The organism is Fructilactobacillus myrtifloralis (assembly GCF_024029335.1).
GTDB lineage: Bacteria > Bacillota > Bacilli > Lactobacillales > Lactobacillaceae > Fructilactobacillus > Fructilactobacillus myrtifloralis.
The window spans coordinates 179,781-202,617 of the sequence record NZ_CP097116.1 but is presented as its reverse complement, the minus strand read 5'-3'; the positions used below and the strand labels follow the sequence as shown (position 1 = coordinate 202,617).

The window sequence follows — 22,837 nt, the reverse complement described above, 5'->3', positions numbered from 1 at the left end:
GCGAATTAACAGCCTTTCGTTCTCGTGTTATTCAACTGAGATGAGCAATGGATAAACCGGTTGATCACCTTCGTGAACTTCAATCTCTAATTCATCATCGTGGTCGGCGGCAGCCGTTGCAACCGCTTGGGCATCGGCTTGCGTTGCCCCTTCTCCGTAAATAATTGTCACGTTTTCACTGTCTGCATCTAACATCGTTGCCGTCATTTTCACAGCGGCTTCATCGAGGCTGTCAGCAGTAACTTGGATGTGACCATCCACGATTCCCATGAAACTACCCTTTTTAATGGTTAAACCGTCTAATTCCGTGTCCCGGATGGCAGTCGTTACCTGCCCACTCTTAACCGTTGCTAAGGAGGCTTCCATGGCTGCTTGGTTATCAGTTAAACTAGCTTCCGGATTGTAAGCAAACATCGCCGTTAATCCTTGCGGAATGGTTTGGGTGTGGACGACTTTCATCGGAACGGCCGTTAAATCAGTGGCCTGTTCCGCTGCCAAAAAGATGTTTTTATTGTTTGGCAGCACGAGTACGTGCTTAGCATTGGTGGCATCAACAGCCTTCACAATGTCTTCCGTACTAGGATTCATGGTTTGACCACCACTGATGATGGAGGTGACGCCCAGACTCTTAAACAGTTTTTCCAAGCCGGCCCCTGCCACCACAGCGATTACAGCCATTTCGGTCGGCTCGGCTGGTGTTTCCGGAGCTTGCGCGGGAGTCTCAGTTTCATCATTTTCCATGATGGCTTCTTGTTGTTCTCGCATGTTATCAATCTTAACGTTGATTAAGTCCCCAAACTTTTGCCCCCAGGCTAAAACCTTCCCTGGTTGTTCAGTATGGACGTGGACCTTCGCCACTTCATCATCGTTAATTACCAATAAGGAGTCGCCGAGGGGCGCCAAATAATTATAGAAGCGGTCGTAATCAAACGGCTGATCCACTTCTTTCCCCTTACCAAACCGAACGGTCATTTGGGTACAGTAACCGTACACAATATCATCCGGATTAAGTTGTCCCTGAGCACTTGCATGATCAGACTTTTTCACCATCTCATCCATTTTATTGGCTTCGACGTTAAACTTCGCGTGGACGTCATCAGACGGTTCCCGGTTGTTCAAGATGTCAGCAAATGCCTCTAACACAAAGGTTAATCCTTGACCTCCTGAATCAACAACGCCAACTTGTTTTAGGACCGGCAGTAACTCTGGTGTTTTCGCTAACGCCGTTTGGGCGCCCTGTTTAATGGCATCACTCACGATGCCGAGATCATCAGTTTGTTCGGCGGCTTTACGGCCGGCATTGGCAGCAAACCGAATGACGGTTAAAATCGTCCCTTCCGTTGGTTTCATCACGGAACTGTACGCTGTTTTGGCACCGGCCGTCACAGCAGCTGCAAATTCAGGCGCTGACAAGGTTTCCTTGCCTTCCACGTCCTTCGCAAACCCCCGAAAAATTTGGGACAAAATAACCCCCGAGTTCCCCCGGGCGCCCATTAGTAATCCCTTTGCTAAGGCGGCTGCTTGGGCACCAACGCTGGCTCCCTGTTCCTTCGCAACGTACTTTGCGCCACTCGCAAAGGATAAACTCATATTCATCCCCGTATCTCCATCCGGAACGGGAAAGACATTTAAAGAATTAATAAAATCTGCATTATTTTGAAGGACGACCGCTGCAGCTTGAACCATTTGGTCGAACTCTTTAGTAGTAATCTTCGTTACTGACACTATTATCCAATCTCCCTCTTAATTCAAACTTGTTAGTCGTTAATGACCTTAACTCCCTGTACAAATACATTAACGGAGTCAGCGGTTACCCCTAACATCGTTTCTAAGTTGTACTTAACTTTGGCCTGAACCGTTCGGGAAACTTCCGAAATCTTGGTTCCATAACTGACGATGATATTAACATCAACCTGAATTTCATCATCGACCTGGCGGACAATGATTCCGCGGGAGTAAGCATCCCGACGTAAAATTTCATTCATTCCGTCTTTAATTTGGTTACGGCTTGCCATGCCGACGACCCCGTAGTTATCGGTAGCGGCTCCGCCAACCACCGTAGCAATTACATCGTTGTCAATGTCGATAGATCCATACTTCGTGTTCATTTTTACAGCCATCGGATGCATCTCCCCTTTTTAACGAGTTTCTCACGATACTATATATTACCATACTGGTTTTAAAAACCCAAAACATTCCCTTTTTTACTGTCAAGTAAGATTACTTGAAAGAAAGATTGCAATTTGGCCCTCGTTATGCTAGATTAGTCATATAGCTAATTACGCTTTATTTTATGATAAAGGAGGGATTTTCATGGCTAAAGATGCTTTAACGGGGAAAAGAACCCACTTTGGTAACCGTCGTTCACACGCCTTGAACGCTTCTAGACGTAGTTGGAAGCCAAATTTACAAAAAGTCCGGATTTTAGTTGATGGTAAACCAAAGAAAGTTTGGTTAAGTGCCAGAACCTTAAGATCAGGTAAGTTCAAACGAGTATAGGTTTCAGTCTAAATTTTAATTAATTAAAACAAAAGCGCAACCACTTTTAGTGGTTGCGCTTTTGTTTTAGTCATGGCTTTGAATGACCATCAACAGACCACGGTCAAAGTTAAAGTGCGCGGTCTGCCCCATAAATTCATTACTGGAAAAGGACGTCGGCCGGGTAACCGCAAAGCGGTCTAGTTGGTACTTCTCATCTGGTAACGTCAACGTGGTTGGTTCTAACGCGACAAAATCCAGATATTTCATCCCAACCTGACAGGTTACCTGATGCGTTCCGGGGCGGAAAAACCGGACCCAATTTTGAGCGTCCTGTAATGTCAAGCGTTCGACCACGCCCTGTAAGAACGGTCGGTATCCCATCAAGAGATTAGTGAGCAATTGATCCAACCGGCCTCCAGAAAACCCATACAGGTACAACTGCGCAGCTGGGAACTGTTCCCCAGCAAACTGCAGTGCCAGTTCCGTGTCCGTTTGATCCTTAATCGGACTCGATTGGTGCACCACGTCGACCTGTGTTTGCACGGTCGCCAGTTCAGTGGCCGTGATGGAGTCAAAATCACCAATCGCTGCGACCGGTGTAATGCCCAAATCTAATAAATGTAGCGTGCCTCGGTCAATCCCCACGCAGGGTGCCTGACTGAGTTCCGCCTGCAAAGCCGGTGGCCACTCAGTTGCTGGTCCCCCCGCCAACAGATTAACCCGGGGAATTGGTTGCGTAGCCATCGTTAAAAGTCAGTAGCGTGCTTTAACGCTTGCACCCGGTCGGCTGGATTGGGAGCTGCGAACACGTACGAGCCCGCCACGGCAACGTCTGCACCTGCTTCATACGGTTTAACTACCGTTTGGTCGTTCACGCCACCATCAATTTCAATGGTGAAATCATAATTATCGTGTTCATTGCGCAGCCGGTTTAAGGATTTAATCTTGTTAATCGTTTCTGGAATGAACTGTTGGCCTCCAAATCCGGGGTTAACTGTCATTACTAAGACTTGGTCGACCATGTATAAGACTGGTTCAATGGCACTAACCGGCGTTCCTGGGTTGATAACCACTTCAGCCTTCACTCCCTGGTGCTTAATCATTTGCAGCGCCCGGTGAATGTGAGGCGTTGCTTCGACATGTACTCCGATTAAATCAGCACCGTTCTTAGCAAAGGTGTCAACGTACCGCTCCGGATTTTCAATCATCAAATGACAATCTAATTCCATGTTCGTGATGGGGCGAATGGCCTTGACCCAGTTCGGACCATAGGAAATGGCAGGCACAAAGAGTCCGTCCATCACATCAATGTGGAGCACCTCGGCTCCAGCTTGATCGACTTTCTCAATGCTACTTTGTAAGTTCACGTAATCTGCGCTTAGAATTGATGGTGCCACTTTAATCATGTTAATTTCCCCTTTTCCGTCGGTAGACCGGTTTTTGGGCCTTGATGGTCTGATATTGGTCTACGTAATCTTCATATCGGCTCGTTAAAATTGTACCATTTTTTACCGCCTGCTTCACGGCGCAACCGGGTTCATTAATGTGTAAACATTCCCGAAATTTACAATTAACGGCCACCCGCACCAAATCAGGATAATAATTCTTTAGGGTGGTTGCCGTAATGTTCATCGGATCAAAGGACGAGAAGCCCGGGGTATCGGCCACTAATCCGTGATTAATGGTAACCAAGGAGACCTTTCTCGTAGTGTGTTTCCCCCGGCTAAGGGCCTGTGAGATTGCTCCGGTCGCTAGATTTAACGTGGGGTCCAAATGATTTAGCAACGTGGACTTTCCAGCCCCCGTTTGACCGAGAACCACCGTTTGACGCTTCGGCAATACCGCTCGGAGTTGCTCGTCTGCGTTCTCAGCCGTTGCAACGATTGTGGGATAACCAACTTGGTCATGATAACGCTGGACCACCTCCGTTAAAAAGTGTTCCTGAGCGCCTTCCTTGAGCAAATCAACTTTTGTAAACACCAAAATGGGCCGAATGTGTTCCCGTTCTAAGGCAACCAGTTCTTTGTCCAACAAACTAGCGGAAAAGTCCGGTTCGATGGCAGAAGTAACCACAAATGCCTGGTCAGTATTAGCAATCGGGGGCCGCACCAATTCGTTTTCACGGGGGTGAACCTTTAAGATGTACCCCTCCTGCTGATTAGGAGCGGTGAATTCGACCCAGTCACCGACCAGTGGTTTAATTTGCTGTTTGCGAAAATTCCCCCGGGCGCGGGTCCGATAGGTTTTTCCGTCGACCTCAATGTCATAAAAGCCGCTTAAGGATTGATAAATCTTTCCGGTTTGCAGGTCTGTCATTCGCTTCCCTTTCTAAATCCAGCAATGAAAAAGCCATCAGAGGCGTAGTCATCTGGATAAATCGCTAGGTCTGGTGTTGCGCGGTCCGGTTTTAACTGGTGCGCCGTAGGTACCACCACTGGTTCAAAATTAGGATGGGTAGCAAGAAAGGCGCTAACGTTCTCCCGATTTTCCTGATTCAAGATGGTACAGGTACTGTACATCAGGGTGCCTCCGACCTTCACCTTAGGGGCCACCGCCGTCAAAATTGCCTGTTGGATGGTTGCTAGATGCCTAACATCCGCCATTGATTTTTCGTACCGAATCTCTGGTTTGCGACGGACTAAGCCTAGTCCCGAGCACGGTGCATCAACTAAGATGTGATCAAAGGTCTGATCGGCAAAGACCTCATCAACTCGCCGGGCATCCAAGGCCTGGGTTTCAATCCGATCCGCAACGCCCAGGCGCTCCGCGTTTTCGTGAATCTTCCGTAATTTCTTGGCATGTAAATCCAATGCAATTACCCGCCCGCTCGTTAGTTGTTCCGCAAGTTGCGTCGTTTTTCCACCGGGAGCCGCACAGGCATCAAGGACCAGCTCACTCCCCGTCAGCGGGAGCGCTTGGACCGGTAACATCGCACTTTCATCCTGAATGGTATAGAGTCCCGCTTGAAATAACTCTGACTGCGCGGCAACACCATGACTGACTACTAAGGCATCTGCTGCAACCGTACTGGGGCGGACCGTAAAGCCAGCTGCTTCTAGTTTTTCCTGTAGCTCATTTGGCGTTGTTTTGTGCCGGTTAACCCGAATTGACTGGTGCGCTGGTTGATTAATCGTGGCTAATAAATGGTTTGTCCGGTCGTTCCCCAGTTGGGCTTGTAACGCCTCCACTAACCACTGGGGAGTGCTGGTTTCAATCACTAAACGTTGCTCGGGATCCTGAATCTGGTTTAGGTCTGGAAGGCCCCGGCGGCCAACCGTATGTAACACCCCGGTTACTAACCGTCGAATCCCATCGTGGCCACGTTGCTTCGCAATTTTAATTGATTCGTCAAAAATTGCCCGGTTGGGAACCTTATCAAGATAAATCATCTGGTACAGAGCACTATCTAGCAAAGCGAGTACCCACGGCTGTAATTTGTCCGTATGCTGAACGAGCTGATCCACATAATAGTTCAGCGTCAACTTATGCTGAATGACGCCGTACACGATGTTTGTAAACAAGCGCACGTCTTTTTCCGACATGGTACTGGTGGTAATCACGTTGTTAATTTGCAGGTTAGAATACGCTCCGTTTTGAACGCGCTCTAGCGTTTCAACCGCTAAGGCTCGGGGGTTACTTTTATTCGTGGTCATCAATAAATTGGTCTCCTGTTTGTAATTGTTGGTTCCCGTTTAAAAACGCTTGGATGGTCGTCCGTGGTTTGCCGGCCGGTTGAATTTCGTTAACCTGTAAAACGGTACCTGCTCCCGCAGCTAGCTGCAGTTCTCGCTTGGTACGCTTAACGACCTGTCCGGGTGCCAGGTCCGTGGTTTGATCTAGGACCGTAACATCCCACACCTTATAGCGTTGCCCATGAACCAGTGCATACGCGCCGGGATTGGGACGTAACGCCCGTACCTTACAATCCACGAGCCGCGCGGGCTGGTGAAAATCCAGTTGTTCCTCACCCCGTTTAATCGTGGGCGAAAAAACCACCTGCGCTTCATCCTGTTTTTGCGGGGTAATTTGGTGCTTAGCGAGTTTGGGTAACGTTTTTAACAGTAAATCCCGTCCCACCAGGCTTAACTTGGCAAACATCGAGGCGGTGTCATCCTGATCTGTAATCGGAACGGTCTCCTGCGCCAAAATATCTCCGGCATCCATCGCTTTCACCATGTACATAATCGTAACTCCAGTTACTTGATCCCCATTCATAATCGCGTATTGAACGGGGGCCCCGCCCCGGTACTTCGGTAATAACGACCCGTGGACGTTCACCGCTGCAATTTGGGCCGCGTTCAACAACTTGGTGGGTAAAAACTGACCGTAAGCCGCGGTAATAATAAAGTCGGGGTGTTGTTCGACAATTTGGTCTAGTTCAGGACTGCCCGCGAGTTTTTCTGGCTGCAAAACGGGTAAGCCTAATTCCAACGCCGTTTGTTTGACTGGCGAAGCCGTCAACGTGCGTTTCCGACCGACGGGGCGATCCGGTTGGGTCACAACCGCAATCACATCATAATGATCATGTAATGCCTTTAAAATGGGAACACTAAACTCAGGGGTTCCCATAAATACTACTCGTTCCATGTGGTCCTCCTACATAAAATTAACGGGGTCAGAATCAATGGCAATCCGCAGCCCCTTGCGCACTTCCTTTTGCGAGATTGCTTGAATTCGCGTCAGAGTCGGGGCTAACTGCTCATCGTGCTTATACTTAATGATAATTTGATAGTAATATCGGTTCTTAATTCTTGCAATCGGTTTCGGGGTCGGTCCAAGCACTTCTGTCGTTTTGGCGAGATTCTGCTGCAGTAACTGCAAAATCCGGTAGGATTCCTGGGCGGCGTCCTTCTCCACCAGTGCACTAACCGTAATCTGAGCTGTGAAGTAATACGGGCTGTAGCCCGCTAAATGGCGTAGTTGCATTTCCTTGCGGAAAAACGCCTCATAGTCTTGCTGTTGGGCTAACTGAATCGCATAATGCTGGGGATTAAAGGTTTGAATGATGACTTGTCCCGCCTTCTCGGCTCGACCAGCCCGGCCGGCCACCTGGGTCAAGAGGTCAAAGGTCCGTTCACTCGCACGAAAATCAGGTAGATCTAAGCCCGTATCGGCATTCAACACCCCCACGAGGGTAACGTTGGGAAAATCAAGCCCCTTGGCAATCATCTGGGTTCCCAGCAAAATATCCGCCTGTTGGTCCCCAAATTGGCTCAGAATTCGTTGGTGGGCACCCTTCTTGCGGGTGGTATCCACATCCATGCGCAGGATGCGGGCTTGGGGAATTAAGCGCTGTAACTGCTGTTCTGCTTTCTCCGTCCCCGTCCCAAAGTAACGAATGTGCCGACTATGACACTGAGGGCATTCGTTCGGAATCGCCGTTTCAAAGCCACAGTAATGGCACTTCATCGTGTGTGAATCTAGGTGCATCGTTAACGAAATATCACAGTGCGGGCACTTTAAAACATACCCACAATCACGACACAGCATAAATGACGAAAAGCCCCGGCGGTTCAATAGCAACACCACCTGTTCCTTGCGGGCTAGCGTACTTTGCAGCGCCGTCACCAACTCTTGAGAAAACAAATCGCCATAGTGTTCAGAGGGGGCGGTCATATCAACAATCTGAATCGCTGGGAGCTGTTGCTGGTTAATCCGATGCGGCAATTGCAACAGTTGGTACCGGCCCTTTTCCGCCCGAGCTCTAGATTCTAACGACGGCGTGGCGCTCCCCAAAACGACCGGACAGTGGTGATACTGGGCCCGCCAAATGGCCACGTCCCGGGTGTGATAACGGGGGTTATCGCTTTGCTTGTAACTCGGATCATGCTCCTCATCTAAAATGATGAGTCCCAACTTGGGTAAGGGAGCGAAGACGGCGGACCGCGCCCCCACCACTACCTGCGCGGCACCAGCGTTAATTCTGCGCCACTCATCATACTTTTCTCCGTTTGACAGCCCACTGTGCAAAATTGCAACTTGATCGCCAAAGCGATTTTTAACGCGGGTCACCATCTGCGGAGTCAACGCAATTTCTGGCACTAACATTAGCGCCTGTTCATCCTGATTTAACGCCTGTTGAATTGTTTGTAAATAAACTTCCGTTTTTCCTGATCCAGTAACCCCTTCCAGTAGGAAAACCGTGCTCTGTTGGTCACGAATGGCCTTGTTAATGGGTGTAACGGCACGTTGCTGATCGGGAGTCAATGGTTGCGGCTGATCTGGGTGGCGCGGTTGGTCGTAAGGGTTTCGATACTGCTCCACGGTCACCTTCCGCACCCAGCCCCGGTCCGCAAACGTTTTAATGACGGCTGCAGAAATCCCGGGAACTTTGGTTAGCTCCCGTTGGCGGAGCGGGGTCTTTGGCTGTTGCTCTAGTTGGTGGAGCAGGGCTTGTTGGCCCGTCGCATTTTTTCGAATTTCTGTAGCGCAGCGCGAAAAGTCTGTTATTTGGTTCACCACTGCCACTTCCGTTTTCCGTTTGGCCTGGTTTTTAACGTGATAATGAACCTCCACCTGCCCCTGTTTTCGGAGTTCGGTTAACCGAGCTACTTCACGGTTCGTAAAGTGGGTTTGATCAAGCGGGAGTTCCTGTTGGTCGGCAAATACCTTGGCCAGCCACTGATCCTGCACCGGCGGAACCGGGGCAACAGTGGTTTGATACTTAGCCTTCATGACGTTTGGTAACATCGTCAACAGGCAACTAATGCGAAAGGAGTAAGTCCGTTGGGCTAACCAATCAGAGAGCTCGAGGAGCTCTTGGTTGACCACTGGGGTTAGGTCCATCAGTCGTGTAATTGGTTTGAGTTCGTCTGTCGGATGCTTTGCATCATCATCCTGTAAGCCCACGACAAAACCTTCCACCTGGCGATTTCCCGCTCCAAAGGGAACTACCACCCGCAGGCCAGGTTGCAATTGTGATTGAAGTTCTGGGGGAATGGCATACGAATACGGAAAATTGGTTTGCATGGTGGGAACATCTACAATTACGGCTGCGCTCGGCATTACCACTCCCTCCTTTCTTAAAGGTGTTCAGTCATTAATGATCTTTCGGGTTAATCACCGTTAAAATGTGGTCGGCGATGGCATCCTTAGTTTCCACGGGGGTCTGTTCTTGAAACCCATCGGCCCCAAAGATGGTCACCTGATTATCGTCACTATTAAACCCAATGGCGGGATTACTGACGTCGTTCAAAACGATGTAATCCGCCTGTTTGGCCGCTAACTTGTGCAGGGCATTTTGGCGCCAATCGTGAGTCTCCGCTGCAAATCCTACCACCACTTGGTTGGGGCGTTTGTGCGCCGCAACTAGTTTGAGGAGGTCCGGATTTTGCTGGAACCGGAGGGTAATTTCCTCCCCATCGGCCGTTTTTTTAAGCTTGTGCTCGGCAACTTGAACCGGGCGAAAATCGCTTACAGCGGCGGCCATCAATAGGCCATCCACCGTGGGAAATAACTGCTGGAGTTGATCCTTCAGATCAGCCGCGGTGCGAACTGGAATTACCTTCACGCCGGTGGGGGTTGGTAAGTTCACGTTGGCACTTAGCAACGTAACTTGTGCCCCCCGCTGGCTAGCGGCGTTCGCCAAGGCGTACCCCATTTTACCCGACGAGCGATTCGACAAATAGCGAACCGGGTCCAAATCTTCCTGGGTGCCCCCGGCCGTTACCAACAGGTGTTTGCCAGCCCAGTCCTGCGGTTGACCCTGTAACTGCTGGAGGGCCGTCATAATCACTTCTGGTTCAGCCATCCGCCCCTTGGCCGCGTAGCCCTCTGCCAATAACCCAGTCGCGGGATCTAGCACCTGTTGCCCGTCTTGGCGTAACTGAGTAATGTTTCTGCGGGTGGCCGGATTATCCCACATCCCATCGTTCATCGCCGGCACCACGAGTTTAGGTCCCCGGGCGGCCAGATAGGTCGTTAATGCCACCGAATCCGCAATTCCAGCGGCGGACTTCGCGATAAAATCAGCCGACGCAGGCGCCACGACGTGATAAGTCCCCCACTGCGCTAATTCGACGTGGGCAATTGTCTCTAGGTGGGCTGCTGAAGCATCCGTTAGGACAGAATGACCGGACAGCGCCGCAAACGTTTGGGGAGTAACAAAGCGGGTCGCCGCTTCGGTCATGACCACGCGCACGTCTGCCCCCGCTTTTTGACATAACCGCAGCAAAGAAACCGCCTTATAGGCGGCAATACTGCCGGTAACGTATAACGTGATTTTTTCCCCGTTCATCGCTCATTCTCCTTCATAATTACCCTAATTATACCGTATCGAATCCTTTAAGAATAAAAAAGACCACTACGTTGATCGGGGTCCCCCGCACGCATGGTCTGCTTTAGTTCAAATTAGCCTTCTGTTTCAATCTTTAAAACGCCAGCGGCAATTTCTTCGAGGGCTTTGCCAACGGACTTGGAATTTTTATAGTGATCCAAAAGCGGTGCTGCCCCCTGGTCTAATTCTTCGGCCCGTTTACTGGCAAGCATTACCAATGAATAACGGGAGTCCACAATTTCTAACAATTCGTCAATTGATGGATATAACATTAGATTTCATCTCCTAAACTAGCCAAATAATCTGGCATCACTCGTTTAACTTTTAAGCGTTCACTGCGAACAATATCTTTAATCTGATTAACAGCGTTGTCAATTTTATCATTTACCACCGCATAATCATAGTTTTGCATCATATGAATTTCCTTCGTCGCCGTTTGAATCCGCTTGTTAATGACTTCCAGTGCATCGGTTCCGCGACCAACCAACCGACTACGGAGTTCCTTAATGTCTGGTGGGGTTAGGAAAATAAAGATGCCATCGGGACAGTTTGCCCGAACCTGCAACGCCCCGTTCACTTCAATTTCCAAAAAGACGTCGTGTCCAGCATCTAATTGTTCGTTCACATAGTTTAGCGGCGTTCCATAGTAGTTATCAACGTACTTCGCGTACTCTAACATTTCCCCATTTTTAATGTGATCCTCAAATTCCGTTTTGGAAACAAAATAGTAATCTACCCCATTTTGTTCCCCATCCCGGGGACTTCTCGTTGTCATTGAAATCGAATAGTTGAAATCAACGTTTGGATCCTCAAACAAGGCCTTGCGAACCGTTCCCTTTCCAACCCCGGATGGGCCAGAAAGAACAATTAACATCCCTCTTTTTGCCAATTAAACCGCTCCTTCATCAAAATACTTATTATTGGTATTATGGCGGTTTTTAGGCAAATAATCAATAGGCTAAGTTTGGGCCGCTTGTTTCGCTTTATCCGCCAATTTCAAAAGCTCCTGGGCGTGTTCAAGCGTTAATTTCGTAACGGTCGTCCCAGCAAGCATACGCGCCAGTTCATTAACCCGTTTTTGCCCTGTGATTGGTTCAATGCTGGTTTCCGTCCGACCGTGCTGATCAACGTGCTTGGAGATGTAATCTTGATGGTCTGCCATGGCAGCCACTTGGGGTAGATGGGTAATACAAAGTGCTTGGGATTTCAAACTAATGCCATGAATCTTATCGGCAATGGCCTGCGCCACGCGTCCTGAAACCCCCGTGTCCACCTCATCAAAGATAATGGAAGTGACTCCCTGAACCTTTGAGAAAATGGTTTTTAACGCCAACATAATCCGGGAGAGTTCTCCTCCGGAAGCAATTTTATTGAGTGGCAGCATTGCCTCTCCAGGATTAGTCCGCAGGTAAAATTCGGCCGTTTCAATCCCCCGGGAGTTAAACTGGCCCGCTGGTAAACTATTAAACCGGACTTCAAACTCGGTTTTATCCATGTACAAGTCTGCTAACTGGTGGTGAATTGCTTGGGTTAGTTCTTTGGCTCCCTGGTGGCGAATCTTCCGTAACTTTTCCCCCAGGTCGTTCAAAGTGGCCCGCGTGGTTTTTAACCGCGCCTCTAAATCGTTACCACTCTGATCTTCTGCCTGCATGTCTGCCAGTTCTGCCGAAATTTGATTGTAGTACGCTAAGATTTGGTCAATGGAATCCCCGTATTTTCGCTTCAGTTCAAAAATTGTATTTAACCGCGCCTCGACCTCATCTAAGCGGCCCTGATCAAACTCCAACGAATCCAGTTGATTGGTGATTTCGCCCGTGGCATCCTGCAACATGTAGTAGGCCCCTTTTACGTTCTCAGCAATTTGCTTAAACTCGTCTCCCAGGCGTTCAACCGCTTCAATCGCACCCATCGACTCCCCAATCATATCCAGGGGGCTAATGTTCTCATCCCCCTCAATGTCAGCGAGACTCTGGTTCAAACTGTTACTAATCGTCTGAAAATTGTTTAACCGATCCCGTTCCCGTAGTAATTCTTCCTCTTCTCCGGGAGTTAAATCCGCTTTTTCAATCTCGTTAACTTGGTACTGTAGCATGTCAAAGCGTTGGGCACGGGCTTTTTCGTTTTGACTCTGATTGCGTAACTGTTGCTGGAGTTGCTGATAGGTCCGAAAGTTCGCTTGGTAGTCTGTCAGGGTCGGTTGCAACCGCTTGCCGATAAATTCATCTAACAGGTTCAGGTGTTGGTCACTCTGCATGAGGGCCTGGTGTTCATTTTGCCCGTAAATATCAACGAGGGTTTCCCCGATCTGTTTCAACGTGGTCGTATTGACAAGCATGCCGTTTACCCGACAAATATTGCGCCCATTTCGGTACAACTCGCGCTGCAAGATCACGTTATCATCACTATGATCAATGCCAAATTCATCTAATTTTTGTTCCGCGATTCCATCCCGTGGGACCTGAAACAACCCCTGTAAGACCGTTTTGTTCGCGCCCGTTCGAATGAAATGTTGCGACCCTCGGCCTCCCGCTAACAAGCCAACGGCATCAATAATAATTGATTTTCCAGCTCCGGTTTCTCCGGTCAGCACCGTCATGCCCGTGGCAAAGTTAACTGCCAACTGGTCGATAATAGCGAAATCTTTAATGGAAATTTCCTTTAGCACACGCTCACCTTCTCTTACTATTCTAACTAAGTTTAATTTTGGAGGGTTTTGTACGCCCGGTCTTGTACCGCACTGATTGAAATTTGGGGGTTAATCGTCGGTTGCGCCGTGGATTGTAACTGCACCAGAAATTCAACGTTGCCTTCGCCACCCGTAATCGGCGAAAAATCCAGGTTGAGCACCGAAAACCCGGCCGTCGTAGCATACGAAAAGACCTTTTCAATTACCACCCGGTGCACCGCCGGATCCCGGACAATTCCATGTTTGCCAACGTGTTCCCGGCCGGCTTCAAACTGAGGTTTGATGAGCGCCACCACTTCCCCGTGGGGCTGTAAGATTTGTTTTAGAGGGGCTAAGATCAGTCGCAACGAGATAAAGGAGACGTCAATCGAGGCAAAGGTTGGCAACCCAGCGGTGAAATCCGCTGGTTGACTATACCGAAAGTTGGTATTTTCCATCACAATTACCCGGGGATCGGTCCGTAATTTCCACACCAACTGGTTAGTCCCCACGTCAAGTGCGTAACTTAAGCGGGCGCCTTTTTGTAACATCACGTCGGTAAAGCCCCCGGTGGAAGAGCCGATGTCTAAGACAACTTGATCCGTCACGTCAATTTTAAACTGATCCAACGCCTTGGCTAACTTTAAGCCTCCCCGACTGACATAGGGCATCACGTTCCCCTTAAGGTGCAATTCAGTTTCAACCGGAATCTTCACCCCTGGTTTATCGAGGCGTTGCTCGTTTTTGCCGAGGACTTCCCCGGCCATCACCGCCCGCTTGGCCTGTTCGCGGCTTGCAAATAACCCCTGTTGTACCAAGAGCACGTCAATTCGTTCTTTTTCTTTTGCCATCCCTTGTTCCTTATCCTTTAAAATACGTTAAAAACGCGCGTAACAACTCTGGATGCTCCAACTCAGCGACGGCGGCTGCCCCCGCAGCTACCGTTTCTGCTAGAACCTGAGTTGCGGCCGGTCTTCCTAGTAACTGCACGTAACTATTTTTACCTGCATCTTCATTAGTTCCAACTTGTTCATCCTGTAAATCATCATAAATTTGAAAGGCCACGCCAAAATTCCACGCAAATTGAGCTAGTGAGCGTTGCTGGGGGTCCGTTGCTTGGCCCATGATGGCCCCGGCCATGACACTGTAATAAAAGAGCGCCCCCGTCTTTTGCCGGTCTAATGTGCGCAGGTCATCTAGCGCTAACGACGTGCCCGTGGCTTCAATGTCCAACATTTGTCCGGCCACCATGCCGTGCGAGCCCGCTGCCGTCGCCAGCTGCCCAACCAGTGCCGTCGTTTGCTCCGCTGGTAAACCACACTTACTTAACACGGCAAAGGCATCCGTTAGGAGTCCATCGCCAGCCAAAATGGCCTGGGCTTCCCCAAACCGTTTGTGACTCGCAGCCTTACCGCGACGTAGATCACTATCATCCATAGCTGGTAAATCGTCATGGATCAGTGAGTACGTGTGCACCAATTCCACAGCGGTACTGGCCACAAGTTGGGCATGCAGAATCGGCTGACCTAAACTCCGGAGCGTCGCCAACGTTAACAACGGACGTAACCGTTTCCCTCCGGCTAGTAATGAATAAGCTTCCGACTGCTGCAACGTCGGCTGACTGGCCTCTTGTTGCACAATCGTCGCCAGGGTCTGTTCAATTTGTGGCCGATACTGTTCCGTAAAGTTGGTTAGGGTGTTTTCGTCCGCATTCATTAGAAAGGCAGATCCTGATCTGATTGTTGCTCAGCTTGCTGATCGGTTTGCTCTGCTTGGGCTTCATAACCCTTATCCCGCTTAAACGGAACTTCTTCTCCGTCCGGAGTCATCATCTTGGTCAGCGTATCTTCTGCATTTTGGAGCGTTTTTTGCATCGTTTGACTTAATTTAACGCCCGTTTGAAATTCGCTCAGGGCCTTTTCAAGCGGAACGTTGCCGGCCTGTAATTCTTGCACAATTTGTTCTAAATGTTGCATGTTCTCTTCAAAAGTAGGTTTAGTGTTTGCCATCGTGAACTCCTTTGTTCTTAGTAACTTCAGTTACGTCTGCCGTCGCCGTCCCATCGCTGAAATCAATGGTGACCTGTTCACCGGGGTGGACCTGGTCAATCGTCGTTACCAACTGATCTTGGTGGTCGTGGACCAGACTGTAACCCCGACTCATAATTTTCAGAGGACTTAAATGATCGAGAGCGGCCACCTGGTTGGCTAACCGGTCTCGGTCCTCGGTGACCAGTTGGGTAATCGCCTGGCGTAAATTTTGGGTTTGGTAGGCTAGTTCCCGCTGGTTACTTTGAATCATGGTTTGCGGTGAATGGGACCGGAGATTATTCGTAGCTAAGTTTAACCGGTTCTGTTCCTGCGTCAGGCGTTGCTGCATTGTCGCTTGCAAGCGCTCCGTTAGTTGATCACACTGCTGAACGTACGTCTCATATAAACGCTGGGGCTGTTGGAAGACGTACGTTTGTTGCAACTGGTCTAAACGTTGTTGTTGCAAGCGGAGAATGTGATTCATGTTGCTTTCTAACGCCGCCTGTTCCGTGCGTAACTGTGCAATTACCTCACTCAACACCGGGGAGGCTAACACCCCCGCTTGGGTTGGAGTTGACGCGCGAATGTCTGCCACGAAATCAGCAATTGTATTGTCAGTTTGATGACCGACCGAAGAAATAATTGGGACCTGACTCGCATAGATGGCTTGCGCCACTGATTCCTCGTTAAAGGGCCACAAATCTTCGATCGAACCTCCACCCCGACCAATAATCAGCGTATCAAAGCCCCCGATCTGATTAACCCGCTCAATTTGTTGCACAATTTCTGGGGCTGCTTTATCTCCCTGCACGGCCGCCGGGAATAGGACAATTTGAATTTTCGGATCGCGTTTGCGGACGGCGTCAATAATGTCGCGGATTACCGCCCCACTCTGTGAGGTAATGACCGCAATGCGTTGTGGATACCGGGGAATGACCTGCTTATGTTCTGGATCAAACAAGCCGGCTTGATATAATTTTTGCTTTAATTGTTCGTAGGCAATGTAGAGATTTCCAACTCCATCCGGCTCCATGCCCTCCACGTAGATTTGATATTGTCCACTCCGGGGAAAGGTTGAAATCCGTCCGGTAATCAAGACTTTCATCCCCTCTTCCGGGGTGAATTTAATTTTGGCAAACTGACCCTTCCACATCACGGCACTAATTACGGACTGATCATCTTTCACGCTAAAATATTGATGGCCCGGTCGCTTGCGCCAGTTCGAGATTTCTCCCGTCAGGTAAACTCGTTTTAAATAAGGATCGCGTTCAAATTTTTGGTTAATGTATTGGTTTAATGCCGTTACCGTTAAATATTCATGTTGCATTTACTTGCTCCATTCGCTCATCTCAACCGTTTGTTGCATTAACGTGGCAATCGTCATGGGTCCCACTCCCCCGGGAACCGGGGTGATCTGCTCAATGTTAACAGATGCCTCGGAATAGTCCACATCCCCAACTAGCCGGCCATTTTCATCTAAATTTTGACCGACGTCAATCACGGTTGTGTGGGGTTGAAAATCAGCATCAGTTAACAAATGGGCCTGCCCCACCGCTGAAATCACCACGTCGGCAGCACTTAAAAAGGCCTCGCGTTCCTTGGTCTGACTGTGTAAGACCGTAACCGTCGCCCCCGCATTCAGTAATAGGGCTGCCAACGGTTTTCCCACGATGGCACTTTTACCCAGCACAACGACGTTCGCCCCCTGCAAGGGTACCTGATTAGCTGCTAACAACGTCATAATGCCACGGGGCGTGCAGGCCACGGGATAGGGTCCGGGAAGGTTCAGGTACAATTTGCCGACGTTTTCTGGATGAAAGCCGTCGACATCTTTAGCCGGATCAATCGCGCCAAACACCTGGGTCGCATCAATTTGGGGCGGAAGCGGAGCTTGCACCAAAATGGCTGTGATACGAGGGTCTTGATTCAATCCTGTAACGGTCTGAAGCACTTCTGCCTGCGTGCTATCCGCTGGTAATTGCTTTAACACCGAATAAATTCCCAGTGACTGAGCCTTTTTTTCTTTCATCCGAACGTACCGTTCGCTAGCCTGGTCGTGGCCCACTAAGACCACCGCTAAGCCGGGCACAATTCCCTGCTTCCGTAACGCTGCCACCCGGGTCTGGGTTTGTGCATTCAGCACCCGTGCCACTTGCCGTCCGTCAATTAGTTTCACCATTCGTGGGCCCTCCCTTTCCAAGTTAGTTTAAGTTTAGCATAAACTAACGCAAAAAAAATAGAACCACAATGGGTTCTATTCGGTAATTTGATCTAGCACAGCGTTCACAAAGTTAGTTGCTTGATCGTCACTAAACTGTTTCGTTAGTTCTAAGGCTTCATTAATGGCAACGTTTCGGGGAACTTGTTCGCTAAATTTAATCTCATATACCGCTAATTGTAAAATGATTAAATCAGCTTTATTCAACCGATCCACCGTCCATTTAGCCGCTAAATGGGTCTGAATTAGTTCATTTAGCTCCGTAGCATGCTGCTGCACACCAGTTACTAGGGTGGTAAAGTACGGCGGCAGCTCGTCCACTTGCCCAGCCGTTAGTTCGTCAAACAACGCCTGGGGCTGAGTTTCCTGATTACTTTCCAAAGCAAACAGCGTTTGAAACGCTAACTCCCGCGTTTGGTGTCGATTAATTTTCACGGTCTTCTCCATCACTATTGAACAAAAGGTCGGTATCAACCTTGGGGGTGCGCTCTGGCACAACGCCTTCAACGTGAACATTGACAGCGAGTACGTGTAAGTCGGTCATCACGAGGAGTTGTTGCCGAACCTGTTCTTGAATTTGCAAAGCGACTTGGGGAACAGAAACGCCATAATCAAAGTAGACGTACACATCGATGTTAAGTTGACCCTGATCATCAAGGAGCAACTTCACCCCCTGCGTCCGTTCTTTTCTACCAAACAGGCCTTTCACACTCGTCGAGAAGTTACCCTGCATCCGGTTAACTCCATCCACTTGAATGGCCGCGATTCCAGCAACCACTTCAATTACTTGGGGTGCAATTTTGATCTGACCTAAATCATCTTTTCGTGTTGCTAACGTAATAAACTGTTCCTCAGCTGCCATGGTTGGTACCCCCAATTTAATTAATTATTTACCACGTGAGATGTAAGTGCCATCGGTAGTATTGATTACCAGTTTATCTCCCTGGTTCACAAAGAATGGAACTTGGAGCGTTAAGCCCGTCGTCATCGTAGCTGGCTTGGAACCACCAGAAGCGGTGTCCCCTTTAATGCCTGGTTCCGTTTCAGCAACCTCAAGGGTTACCGTTTTAGGAACTTCAATTCCGATTGTTTCCCCTTGGTACTGCACAATTTGAACTTCCATGTTCGGTTGTAAGTACGGCATTGCCGATTCAGCTGCTTCTCGAGGAATCGTAATTTGATCGTAGGTGTCAACGTCCATGAAAACGAGACCCGTCCCATCATCGTACAGGTACTGCATTTTCTTGGTTTCAATTTCAGCCTTTTCAACCTTCGCCCCAGAACGGAACGTTTTTTCTTGGACAGCTCCCGTCCGTAAGTTCTTTAGCTTCGTCCGAACAAAGGCGCCCCCTTTTCCTGGTTTAACGTGTTGGAAATCAATGATCTTCCAAATTGCGTTATCGACTTCAATTGTTAATCCCGTTTTAAACTTTGCTGTTGAAATAGCCATAAGCACCCTCCATTTAATTCATCATTATCATATCAATACTAGCCAGTGTGGTGCAAGTAAAACAGCCAACTGGTAATAAAAAAGGCCCGCCGTAAGCGGGCCTCGAATCTTTATTTACTTATTAACAGCTTCAGCTGCTGGGTAAACAGAAACTTGACGTTTGCTTCTGCCCAACCGTTCGAACCGAACGATTCCATCAACTAATGCGAATAAAGTATCATCTGAACCACGTTTGACGTTTTTACCTGGGTAAATCCGAGTTCCACGTTGTCTGTAAATGATTGATCCGGTCGTAACCGTTGCGCCATCGGCAGCTTTAGTTCCTAACCGACGACCAGCAGAATCCCGACCATTAGATGAAGAACCACCAGTTTTATGGTGAGAGAAGAATTGTAGATCCATTTTAAGCATGTGTCATCCACCTCCAAATTAAGAGATTATTTAATTGTAACGAAGTCCCGATATTGCATCGCGATCTCAGTCATTCCATTTTTAAAGCTTTGCAGTAATGCTTGTCCACGCTGATCAGTAGCTGCTGCACCCACTTGAACCTGAAGATAACCACCGTTGGTAGCGTCTTGATCCACAACTGGCTGCAACTGGGCCACGGTTTCTAGCCCATTCACGGTCGTAATCGCTAGAGCTGAGACCGCCGCGCAAACAAGATCATGCCCATATTCACCTGAATCAGCGTGACCAGCTAAGGTAAAGCCGGTAATCACACCCTGTTCAGTTGTAAAATGCGCTTTAATCATAATTAAGCGTTAATCTTTTCAATCTTAACTTTCGTGTAAGGTTGACGGTGACCCTTCTTGGATTGGGCCCCCTTCTTTGGTTTGTAACGGAAAATCGTGATCTTTTTGTTTTTGCCTTGCTTTTCAACTGATCCTTCAACTGAAGCACCGTCAACAAGGGGAGTTCCCACCTTCGGGTTATCTCCGCCAACAAAAACAACTTGGTCAAAGGTTACTTGGTCACCTTGTTGAGCGTCTAACTTTTCAACAAAGATGGTTTCCCCTTCGGCAACCTTATATTGTTTCCCGCCAGTAACGATAATTGCGTACATATCAATGCACCTCCTCTATAATTGCTTAGACTCGCCAGAGATAAGCGTCGAAATCGAACTTAAAACTTACACTGTGCGGTTGTAGCTGTGGAAGTCCACAAGTACAACAAACTGAGTATAGCTAACTTTGGCTAATCTGTCAAACTAAAAAATCACCTCACCAAGTGAAGTGATTAGCATGTCGCAGGAGCGACTCGAACGCTCGACCTACGGTTTAGAAGACCGTTGCTCTATCCAACTGGGCTACTGCGACGTCATTACCAGTAACCATTATATTGATTAATGGCAAGTAAGTCAACGCCCATTTTCCGGAGCTGGTGGGGTCTGTAACGCGGCTAACTGTTGTTGCAGGGTTGCCGTAATCTGAGCGATTGAAAAACCGCTATCAACCAATCCCCACTTCAAAAACAAACTCCATGCGTGCTGAAACGCGGTGGCCTGCTTTTCATAGTAGGCCGTCAAGACCAAGCGATTGACCATTAAGTACAGCGTTGCCCGCGTGTTGGGTTCATCTGGAGTTAAGTTAGATAACCGGGTTAATTGCTCCTCCGTTGGCTGGCATAGTTCATTCCAGTTCAAGAGATTGGCGACCAAAAAGAACGTCCGGAGACACTTCGTAAACTCCTCTAACTGGGTGGCGCGCGGTGCCAACTGAGGGTGGTTTACGACCCCCGTTTCTAATCCTGTCGCCTGCGCAAAGTTTGCCAGTTGAACCTCTAGACTAACTAAGGCAGCGGTTTGATGCCGCGGCTGTTGCCACATCGTATGGTTTTTAACATCAAGTTGTTGGTAATAATTTAAACTGAGCGTTTGTAAATCCTTAAACGTCATGTGTTTGCCTCCATTTGGTAACTGCCTGTTCGAGCGGTGCCTGCTGCTCAGGATGTTCCACTAAGTTATACCACTGAACGTCCATCTGATTTCGAAACCACGTTAACTGCCGCTTAGCATAGTGACGCGAATCGGTTTTAATCTTCGTAACGGTCGTGGCTAGATCCTGAGTCCCCGCGAAGTACGGGATAAATTCACGGTACCCAATCCCCTTTAACGCTGGCACATCCGGACCCTGATCCCTGAGCCACTCATTTTCAGCCACCAAACCGTTGGCAACCATCTCATCAACCCGCTGATTGATCCGCTGATATAACAACTGGCGCTCACAATTAAGCCCAATTATTAGGGAATCAAAGGGGGCTGGCGCTTCTGGCTGCTGCGACGGCTTGTGACCCGTCACCCGGTAGATTTCTAAGGCACGAAGGACCCGGCGCTCGTTGTGCGGATCGATGTTTTCAGCCGCAGTCGGATCCACGCGCTGTAACTGGGCCCACATTGCTTGGGCCCCTAGGCGGTGCTGCTCCGCGGCTAGCTCCGCTCGAACCGCAGGGTCGGAGCTCGCTTGGCCGCCGAGTTGTAATCCCTGGAATAACGCTTGCAGGTAATACCCGGTTCCCCCAACAATAATCGGGAGCTTCCCGCGGGTTCGAATCTCCGTAATTGCCCGGGTACAATCGACCACAAAGCGCTGCACCCCATACTGCTCATGGACATCTAAAATATCAATTAAATGGTGCGGAACTACCGCTTGTTCCGCAGCCGTTACCTTGGCTGTCCCCACGTCTAAGTGCCGGTAAACCTGCATGGAGTCCCCTGAAATAATTTCACCGTTAAATCGTTGGGCTAACGTAATTGCCAGCGCACTTTTACCCACGGCCGTGGGACCAACGACGGCTAAAACTTTTGGTTTCATGATCTTCTCACTTTATTAGGTTTTGATACTGGATATCTTACCGCAATTCGAGCATAATAGACAAGGAAAGAACAGTGATTAAAAAGGAGGTCATTCCCAATGAATAAATTTGGTAAAGGATTTGCAGCTGGTGCTGCGACCGTACTCGGTTTGGCAGCGGGGGCATTATTCTCATTCAAAAAGACCGTCGTTGAACCCATCGAAAACCAAGAAGAAAAGGCCGATGAAAATCGGAAAAAAGTGATGCGGAAAGCCGGATCTTCCCACTTGGGCTAGTTTTTACCAGCCTAATTTGCTGATTGCAAGCGCAAAAGCAGAATCAAGGAGAGCTAATTGAGTTCTCCAGTATAAAAACCCGGAGTTAGAGATGATTATCTAACTCCGGGTTTTTTGTTCACTCATTTGGTGCTAGGCAGTGACTTTCCTTAATATCCAAACAGGCCCCCTACTGGTTCAGAACCAGAAGAGGGCCTGTTCACATCCATTCATGCTACAGCGTGAGCATCACACTCGCACCGGGATTTATCCTTTTTTAACCTTACCGTCCCACTTTTGGTACCCTTCATCCAAAAGGGCTAATTTTTGAAACCCCTTTTGATGCAAGAACTTAGCGGCTTGGACGCTTAAAACTTTAGTTTGGTCATACAGGTACACGGGTAAATCTGGACGTAAATCCTGATACGTCAGCTTTAGTGACGCATACGGAATGTTCCGAGCTCCCAAAATATGCCCATTGGTAAAGCTTTGCGCTTCACGCAGGTCAACCACCTGCGCCGTCCGAATTCCCCGTTGAAACTCAGCTTCCGAAAGAAACTGGGTGTACTTTTTCACCTGCCAAATCCGCCAGTAACGGAGACCGGCGATAATTGCGATTACCAGTAGTAACGCAATTAAAACCATGAGCA

General features: G+C 48.8%; 28 protein-coding genes, 1 tRNA gene and 1 other annotated feature. Of the genes, 2 read left to right on the top strand and 27 right to left on the bottom strand.

Going from position 1 to position 22,837, the window contains the following annotated elements; all coding sequences use genetic code 11:
- Positions 1–27: 27 nt before the first annotated feature.
- Together M3M35_RS01140 and M3M35_RS01135 are read right to left on the bottom strand one after the other, a co-directional pair.
- On the bottom strand, positions 28–1,725 hold the full coding sequence (locus tag M3M35_RS01140; protein WP_252750193.1) for a DAK2 domain-containing protein: 1,698 nt from the start codon (positions 1,723–1,725) through the stop codon (positions 28–30).
- 32 nt (positions 1,726–1,757) lie between these two features.
- Positions 1,758–2,120: an Asp23/Gls24 family envelope stress response protein gene (locus tag M3M35_RS01135; protein ID WP_252750192.1), complete on the bottom strand. Its 363-nt coding sequence runs from the start codon at positions 2,118–2,120 to the stop codon at positions 1,758–1,760.
- Between the two features lie 193 nt (positions 2,121–2,313).
- Between M3M35_RS01135 and rpmB the strand changes: the two genes are divergently transcribed.
- On the top strand, positions 2,314–2,499 hold the full coding sequence (gene rpmB / locus M3M35_RS01130) for a 50S ribosomal protein L28 (RefSeq protein ID WP_252750191.1): 186 nt from the start codon (positions 2,314–2,316) through the stop codon (positions 2,497–2,499).
- A 66-nt stretch (positions 2,500–2,565) separates the two neighbouring features.
- Here the strand turns inward: rpmB and M3M35_RS01125 are convergent, their stop codons facing one another.
- From M3M35_RS01125 to miaA, 24 genes are all read right to left on the bottom strand, one after another.
- Positions 2,566–3,225 carry a thiamine diphosphokinase gene (locus tag M3M35_RS01125; protein ID WP_252750190.1) on the bottom strand — a complete coding sequence of 220 codons (660 nt, stop codon included), beginning with the start codon at positions 3,223–3,225 and terminating at the stop codon, positions 2,566–2,568.
- A gap of 2 nt (positions 3,226–3,227) precedes the next feature.
- Positions 3,228–3,887 (bottom strand): ribulose-phosphate 3-epimerase, encoded by a 660-nt coding sequence (gene rpe / locus M3M35_RS01120; protein ID WP_252750189.1) that lies wholly within the window; start codon positions 3,885–3,887, stop codon positions 3,228–3,230.
- Position 3,888: 1 nt separating this feature from the next.
- Positions 3,889–4,788, bottom strand: a complete 900-nt coding sequence (gene rsgA, locus M3M35_RS01115; RefSeq protein ID WP_252750664.1) for a ribosome small subunit-dependent GTPase A — start codon at positions 4,786–4,788, stop codon at positions 3,889–3,891.
- 5 nt (positions 4,789–4,793) lie between these two features.
- Positions 4,794–6,134: a 16S rRNA (cytosine(967)-C(5))-methyltransferase RsmB gene (gene rsmB, locus M3M35_RS01110; RefSeq protein WP_252750188.1), complete on the bottom strand. Its 1,341-nt coding sequence runs from the start codon at positions 6,132–6,134 to the stop codon at positions 4,794–4,796.
- On the bottom strand, positions 6,121–7,068 hold the full coding sequence (gene fmt, locus M3M35_RS01105) for a methionyl-tRNA formyltransferase (RefSeq protein ID WP_252750187.1): 948 nt from the start codon (positions 7,066–7,068) through the stop codon (positions 6,121–6,123). Before fmt ends, rsmB begins: the two co-directional genes overlap by 14 nt.
- Positions 7,069–7,077: 9 nt before the next feature.
- A complete protein-coding gene (priA, locus tag M3M35_RS01100; RefSeq protein ID WP_252750186.1) occupies positions 7,078–9,486 on the bottom strand; it encodes a primosomal protein N' in 2,409 nt (802 codons plus the stop codon).
- A 34-nt stretch (positions 9,487–9,520) separates the two neighbouring features.
- Positions 9,521–10,717, bottom strand: a complete 1,197-nt coding sequence (coaBC, locus tag M3M35_RS01095) for a bifunctional phosphopantothenoylcysteine decarboxylase/phosphopantothenate--cysteine ligase CoaBC (protein WP_252750185.1) — start codon at positions 10,715–10,717, stop codon at positions 9,521–9,523.
- A gap of 113 nt (positions 10,718–10,830) precedes the next feature.
- A complete protein-coding gene (gene rpoZ, locus M3M35_RS01090; RefSeq protein WP_252750184.1) occupies positions 10,831–11,028 on the bottom strand; it encodes a DNA-directed RNA polymerase subunit omega in 198 nt (65 codons plus the stop codon).
- Positions 11,028–11,645, bottom strand: coding sequence for a guanylate kinase (gene gmk, locus M3M35_RS01085; RefSeq protein WP_252750183.1), 618 nt, complete (start codon positions 11,643–11,645; stop codon positions 11,028–11,030). The genes rpoZ and gmk overlap by 1 nt, the downstream gene beginning before the upstream one ends.
- A gap of 69 nt (positions 11,646–11,714) precedes the next feature.
- Entirely contained in the window at positions 11,715–13,421 is a 1,707-nt protein-coding gene (gene recN, locus M3M35_RS01080) for a DNA repair protein RecN (protein WP_252750182.1), read from the bottom strand.
- Positions 13,422–13,453: 32 nt separating this feature from the next.
- The gene (locus tag M3M35_RS01075; RefSeq protein WP_252750181.1) at positions 13,454–14,272 is read right to left on the bottom strand and encodes a TlyA family RNA methyltransferase; all 819 of its coding nucleotides are present in this window, start codon (positions 14,270–14,272) and stop codon (positions 13,454–13,456) included.
- 10 nt (positions 14,273–14,282) lie between these two features.
- Positions 14,283–15,137, bottom strand: a complete 855-nt coding sequence (locus tag M3M35_RS01070) for a polyprenyl synthetase family protein (RefSeq protein ID WP_252750180.1) — start codon at positions 15,135–15,137, stop codon at positions 14,283–14,285.
- Positions 15,137–15,430, bottom strand: a complete 294-nt coding sequence (locus M3M35_RS01065) for an exodeoxyribonuclease VII small subunit (RefSeq protein ID WP_252750179.1) — start codon at positions 15,428–15,430, stop codon at positions 15,137–15,139. Before M3M35_RS01065 ends, M3M35_RS01070 begins: the two co-directional genes overlap by 1 nt.
- Positions 15,417–16,778: an exodeoxyribonuclease VII large subunit gene (gene xseA, locus M3M35_RS01060; RefSeq protein WP_252750178.1), complete on the bottom strand. Its 1,362-nt coding sequence runs from the start codon at positions 16,776–16,778 to the stop codon at positions 15,417–15,419. Before xseA ends, M3M35_RS01065 begins: the two co-directional genes overlap by 14 nt.
- A complete protein-coding gene (locus tag M3M35_RS01055; protein WP_252750177.1) occupies positions 16,779–17,630 on the bottom strand; it encodes a bifunctional 5,10-methylenetetrahydrofolate dehydrogenase/5,10-methenyltetrahydrofolate cyclohydrolase in 852 nt (283 codons plus the stop codon).
- 75 nt (positions 17,631–17,705) lie between these two features.
- The gene (gene nusB, locus M3M35_RS01050; RefSeq protein ID WP_252750176.1) at positions 17,706–18,104 is read right to left on the bottom strand and encodes a transcription antitermination factor NusB; all 399 of its coding nucleotides are present in this window, start codon (positions 18,102–18,104) and stop codon (positions 17,706–17,708) included.
- A complete protein-coding gene (locus tag M3M35_RS01045) occupies positions 18,094–18,531 on the bottom strand; it encodes an Asp23/Gls24 family envelope stress response protein (RefSeq protein WP_252750175.1) in 438 nt (145 codons plus the stop codon). The genes nusB and M3M35_RS01045 overlap by 11 nt, the downstream gene beginning before the upstream one ends.
- Positions 18,532–18,555: 24 nt before the next feature.
- The gene (efp, locus tag M3M35_RS01040; protein ID WP_252750174.1) at positions 18,556–19,119 is read right to left on the bottom strand and encodes an elongation factor P; all 564 of its coding nucleotides are present in this window, start codon (positions 19,117–19,119) and stop codon (positions 18,556–18,558) included.
- Between the two features lie 114 nt (positions 19,120–19,233).
- Complete coding sequence (gene rpmA / locus M3M35_RS01035; protein ID WP_252750173.1) at positions 19,234–19,530, bottom strand: 50S ribosomal protein L27; 297 nt, start codon at positions 19,528–19,530, stop codon at positions 19,234–19,236.
- A gap of 26 nt (positions 19,531–19,556) precedes the next feature.
- Positions 19,557–19,874: a ribosomal-processing cysteine protease Prp gene (locus tag M3M35_RS01030; RefSeq protein WP_252750172.1), complete on the bottom strand. Its 318-nt coding sequence runs from the start codon at positions 19,872–19,874 to the stop codon at positions 19,557–19,559.
- Positions 19,875–19,876: 2 nt separating this feature from the next.
- Positions 19,877–20,185 (bottom strand): 50S ribosomal protein L21, encoded by a 309-nt coding sequence (gene rplU, locus M3M35_RS01025; RefSeq protein ID WP_252750171.1) that lies wholly within the window; start codon positions 20,183–20,185, stop codon positions 19,877–19,879.
- Positions 20,186–20,202: 17 nt separating this feature from the next.
- Positions 20,203–20,276 (bottom strand) — a sequence feature (ribosomal protein L21 leader region).
- An 88-nt stretch (positions 20,277–20,364) separates the two neighbouring features.
- Positions 20,365–20,438, bottom strand: a tRNA-Arg gene (locus M3M35_RS01020).
- Positions 20,439–20,479: 41 nt separating this feature from the next.
- Positions 20,480–21,016 carry a hypothetical protein gene (locus M3M35_RS01015; protein WP_252750170.1) on the bottom strand — a complete coding sequence of 179 codons (537 nt, stop codon included), beginning with the start codon at positions 21,014–21,016 and terminating at the stop codon, positions 20,480–20,482.
- On the bottom strand, positions 21,006–21,932 hold the full coding sequence (miaA, locus tag M3M35_RS01010) for a tRNA (adenosine(37)-N6)-dimethylallyltransferase MiaA (protein WP_252750169.1): 927 nt from the start codon (positions 21,930–21,932) through the stop codon (positions 21,006–21,008). Before miaA ends, M3M35_RS01015 begins: the two co-directional genes overlap by 11 nt.
- A gap of 99 nt (positions 21,933–22,031) precedes the next feature.
- On the opposite strand from miaA, the gene M3M35_RS01005 reads away from it, so the two are divergent.
- On the top strand, positions 22,032–22,208 hold the full coding sequence (locus tag M3M35_RS01005; RefSeq protein ID WP_252750168.1) for a DUF3042 family protein: 177 nt from the start codon (positions 22,032–22,034) through the stop codon (positions 22,206–22,208).
- Between the two features lie 246 nt (positions 22,209–22,454).
- Here the strand turns inward: M3M35_RS01005 and M3M35_RS01000 are convergent, their stop codons facing one another.
- Entirely contained in the window at positions 22,455–22,832 is a 378-nt protein-coding gene (locus M3M35_RS01000; RefSeq protein WP_252750167.1) for a rhodanese-like domain-containing protein, read from the bottom strand.
- Positions 22,833–22,837 lie beyond the last annotated feature (5 nt).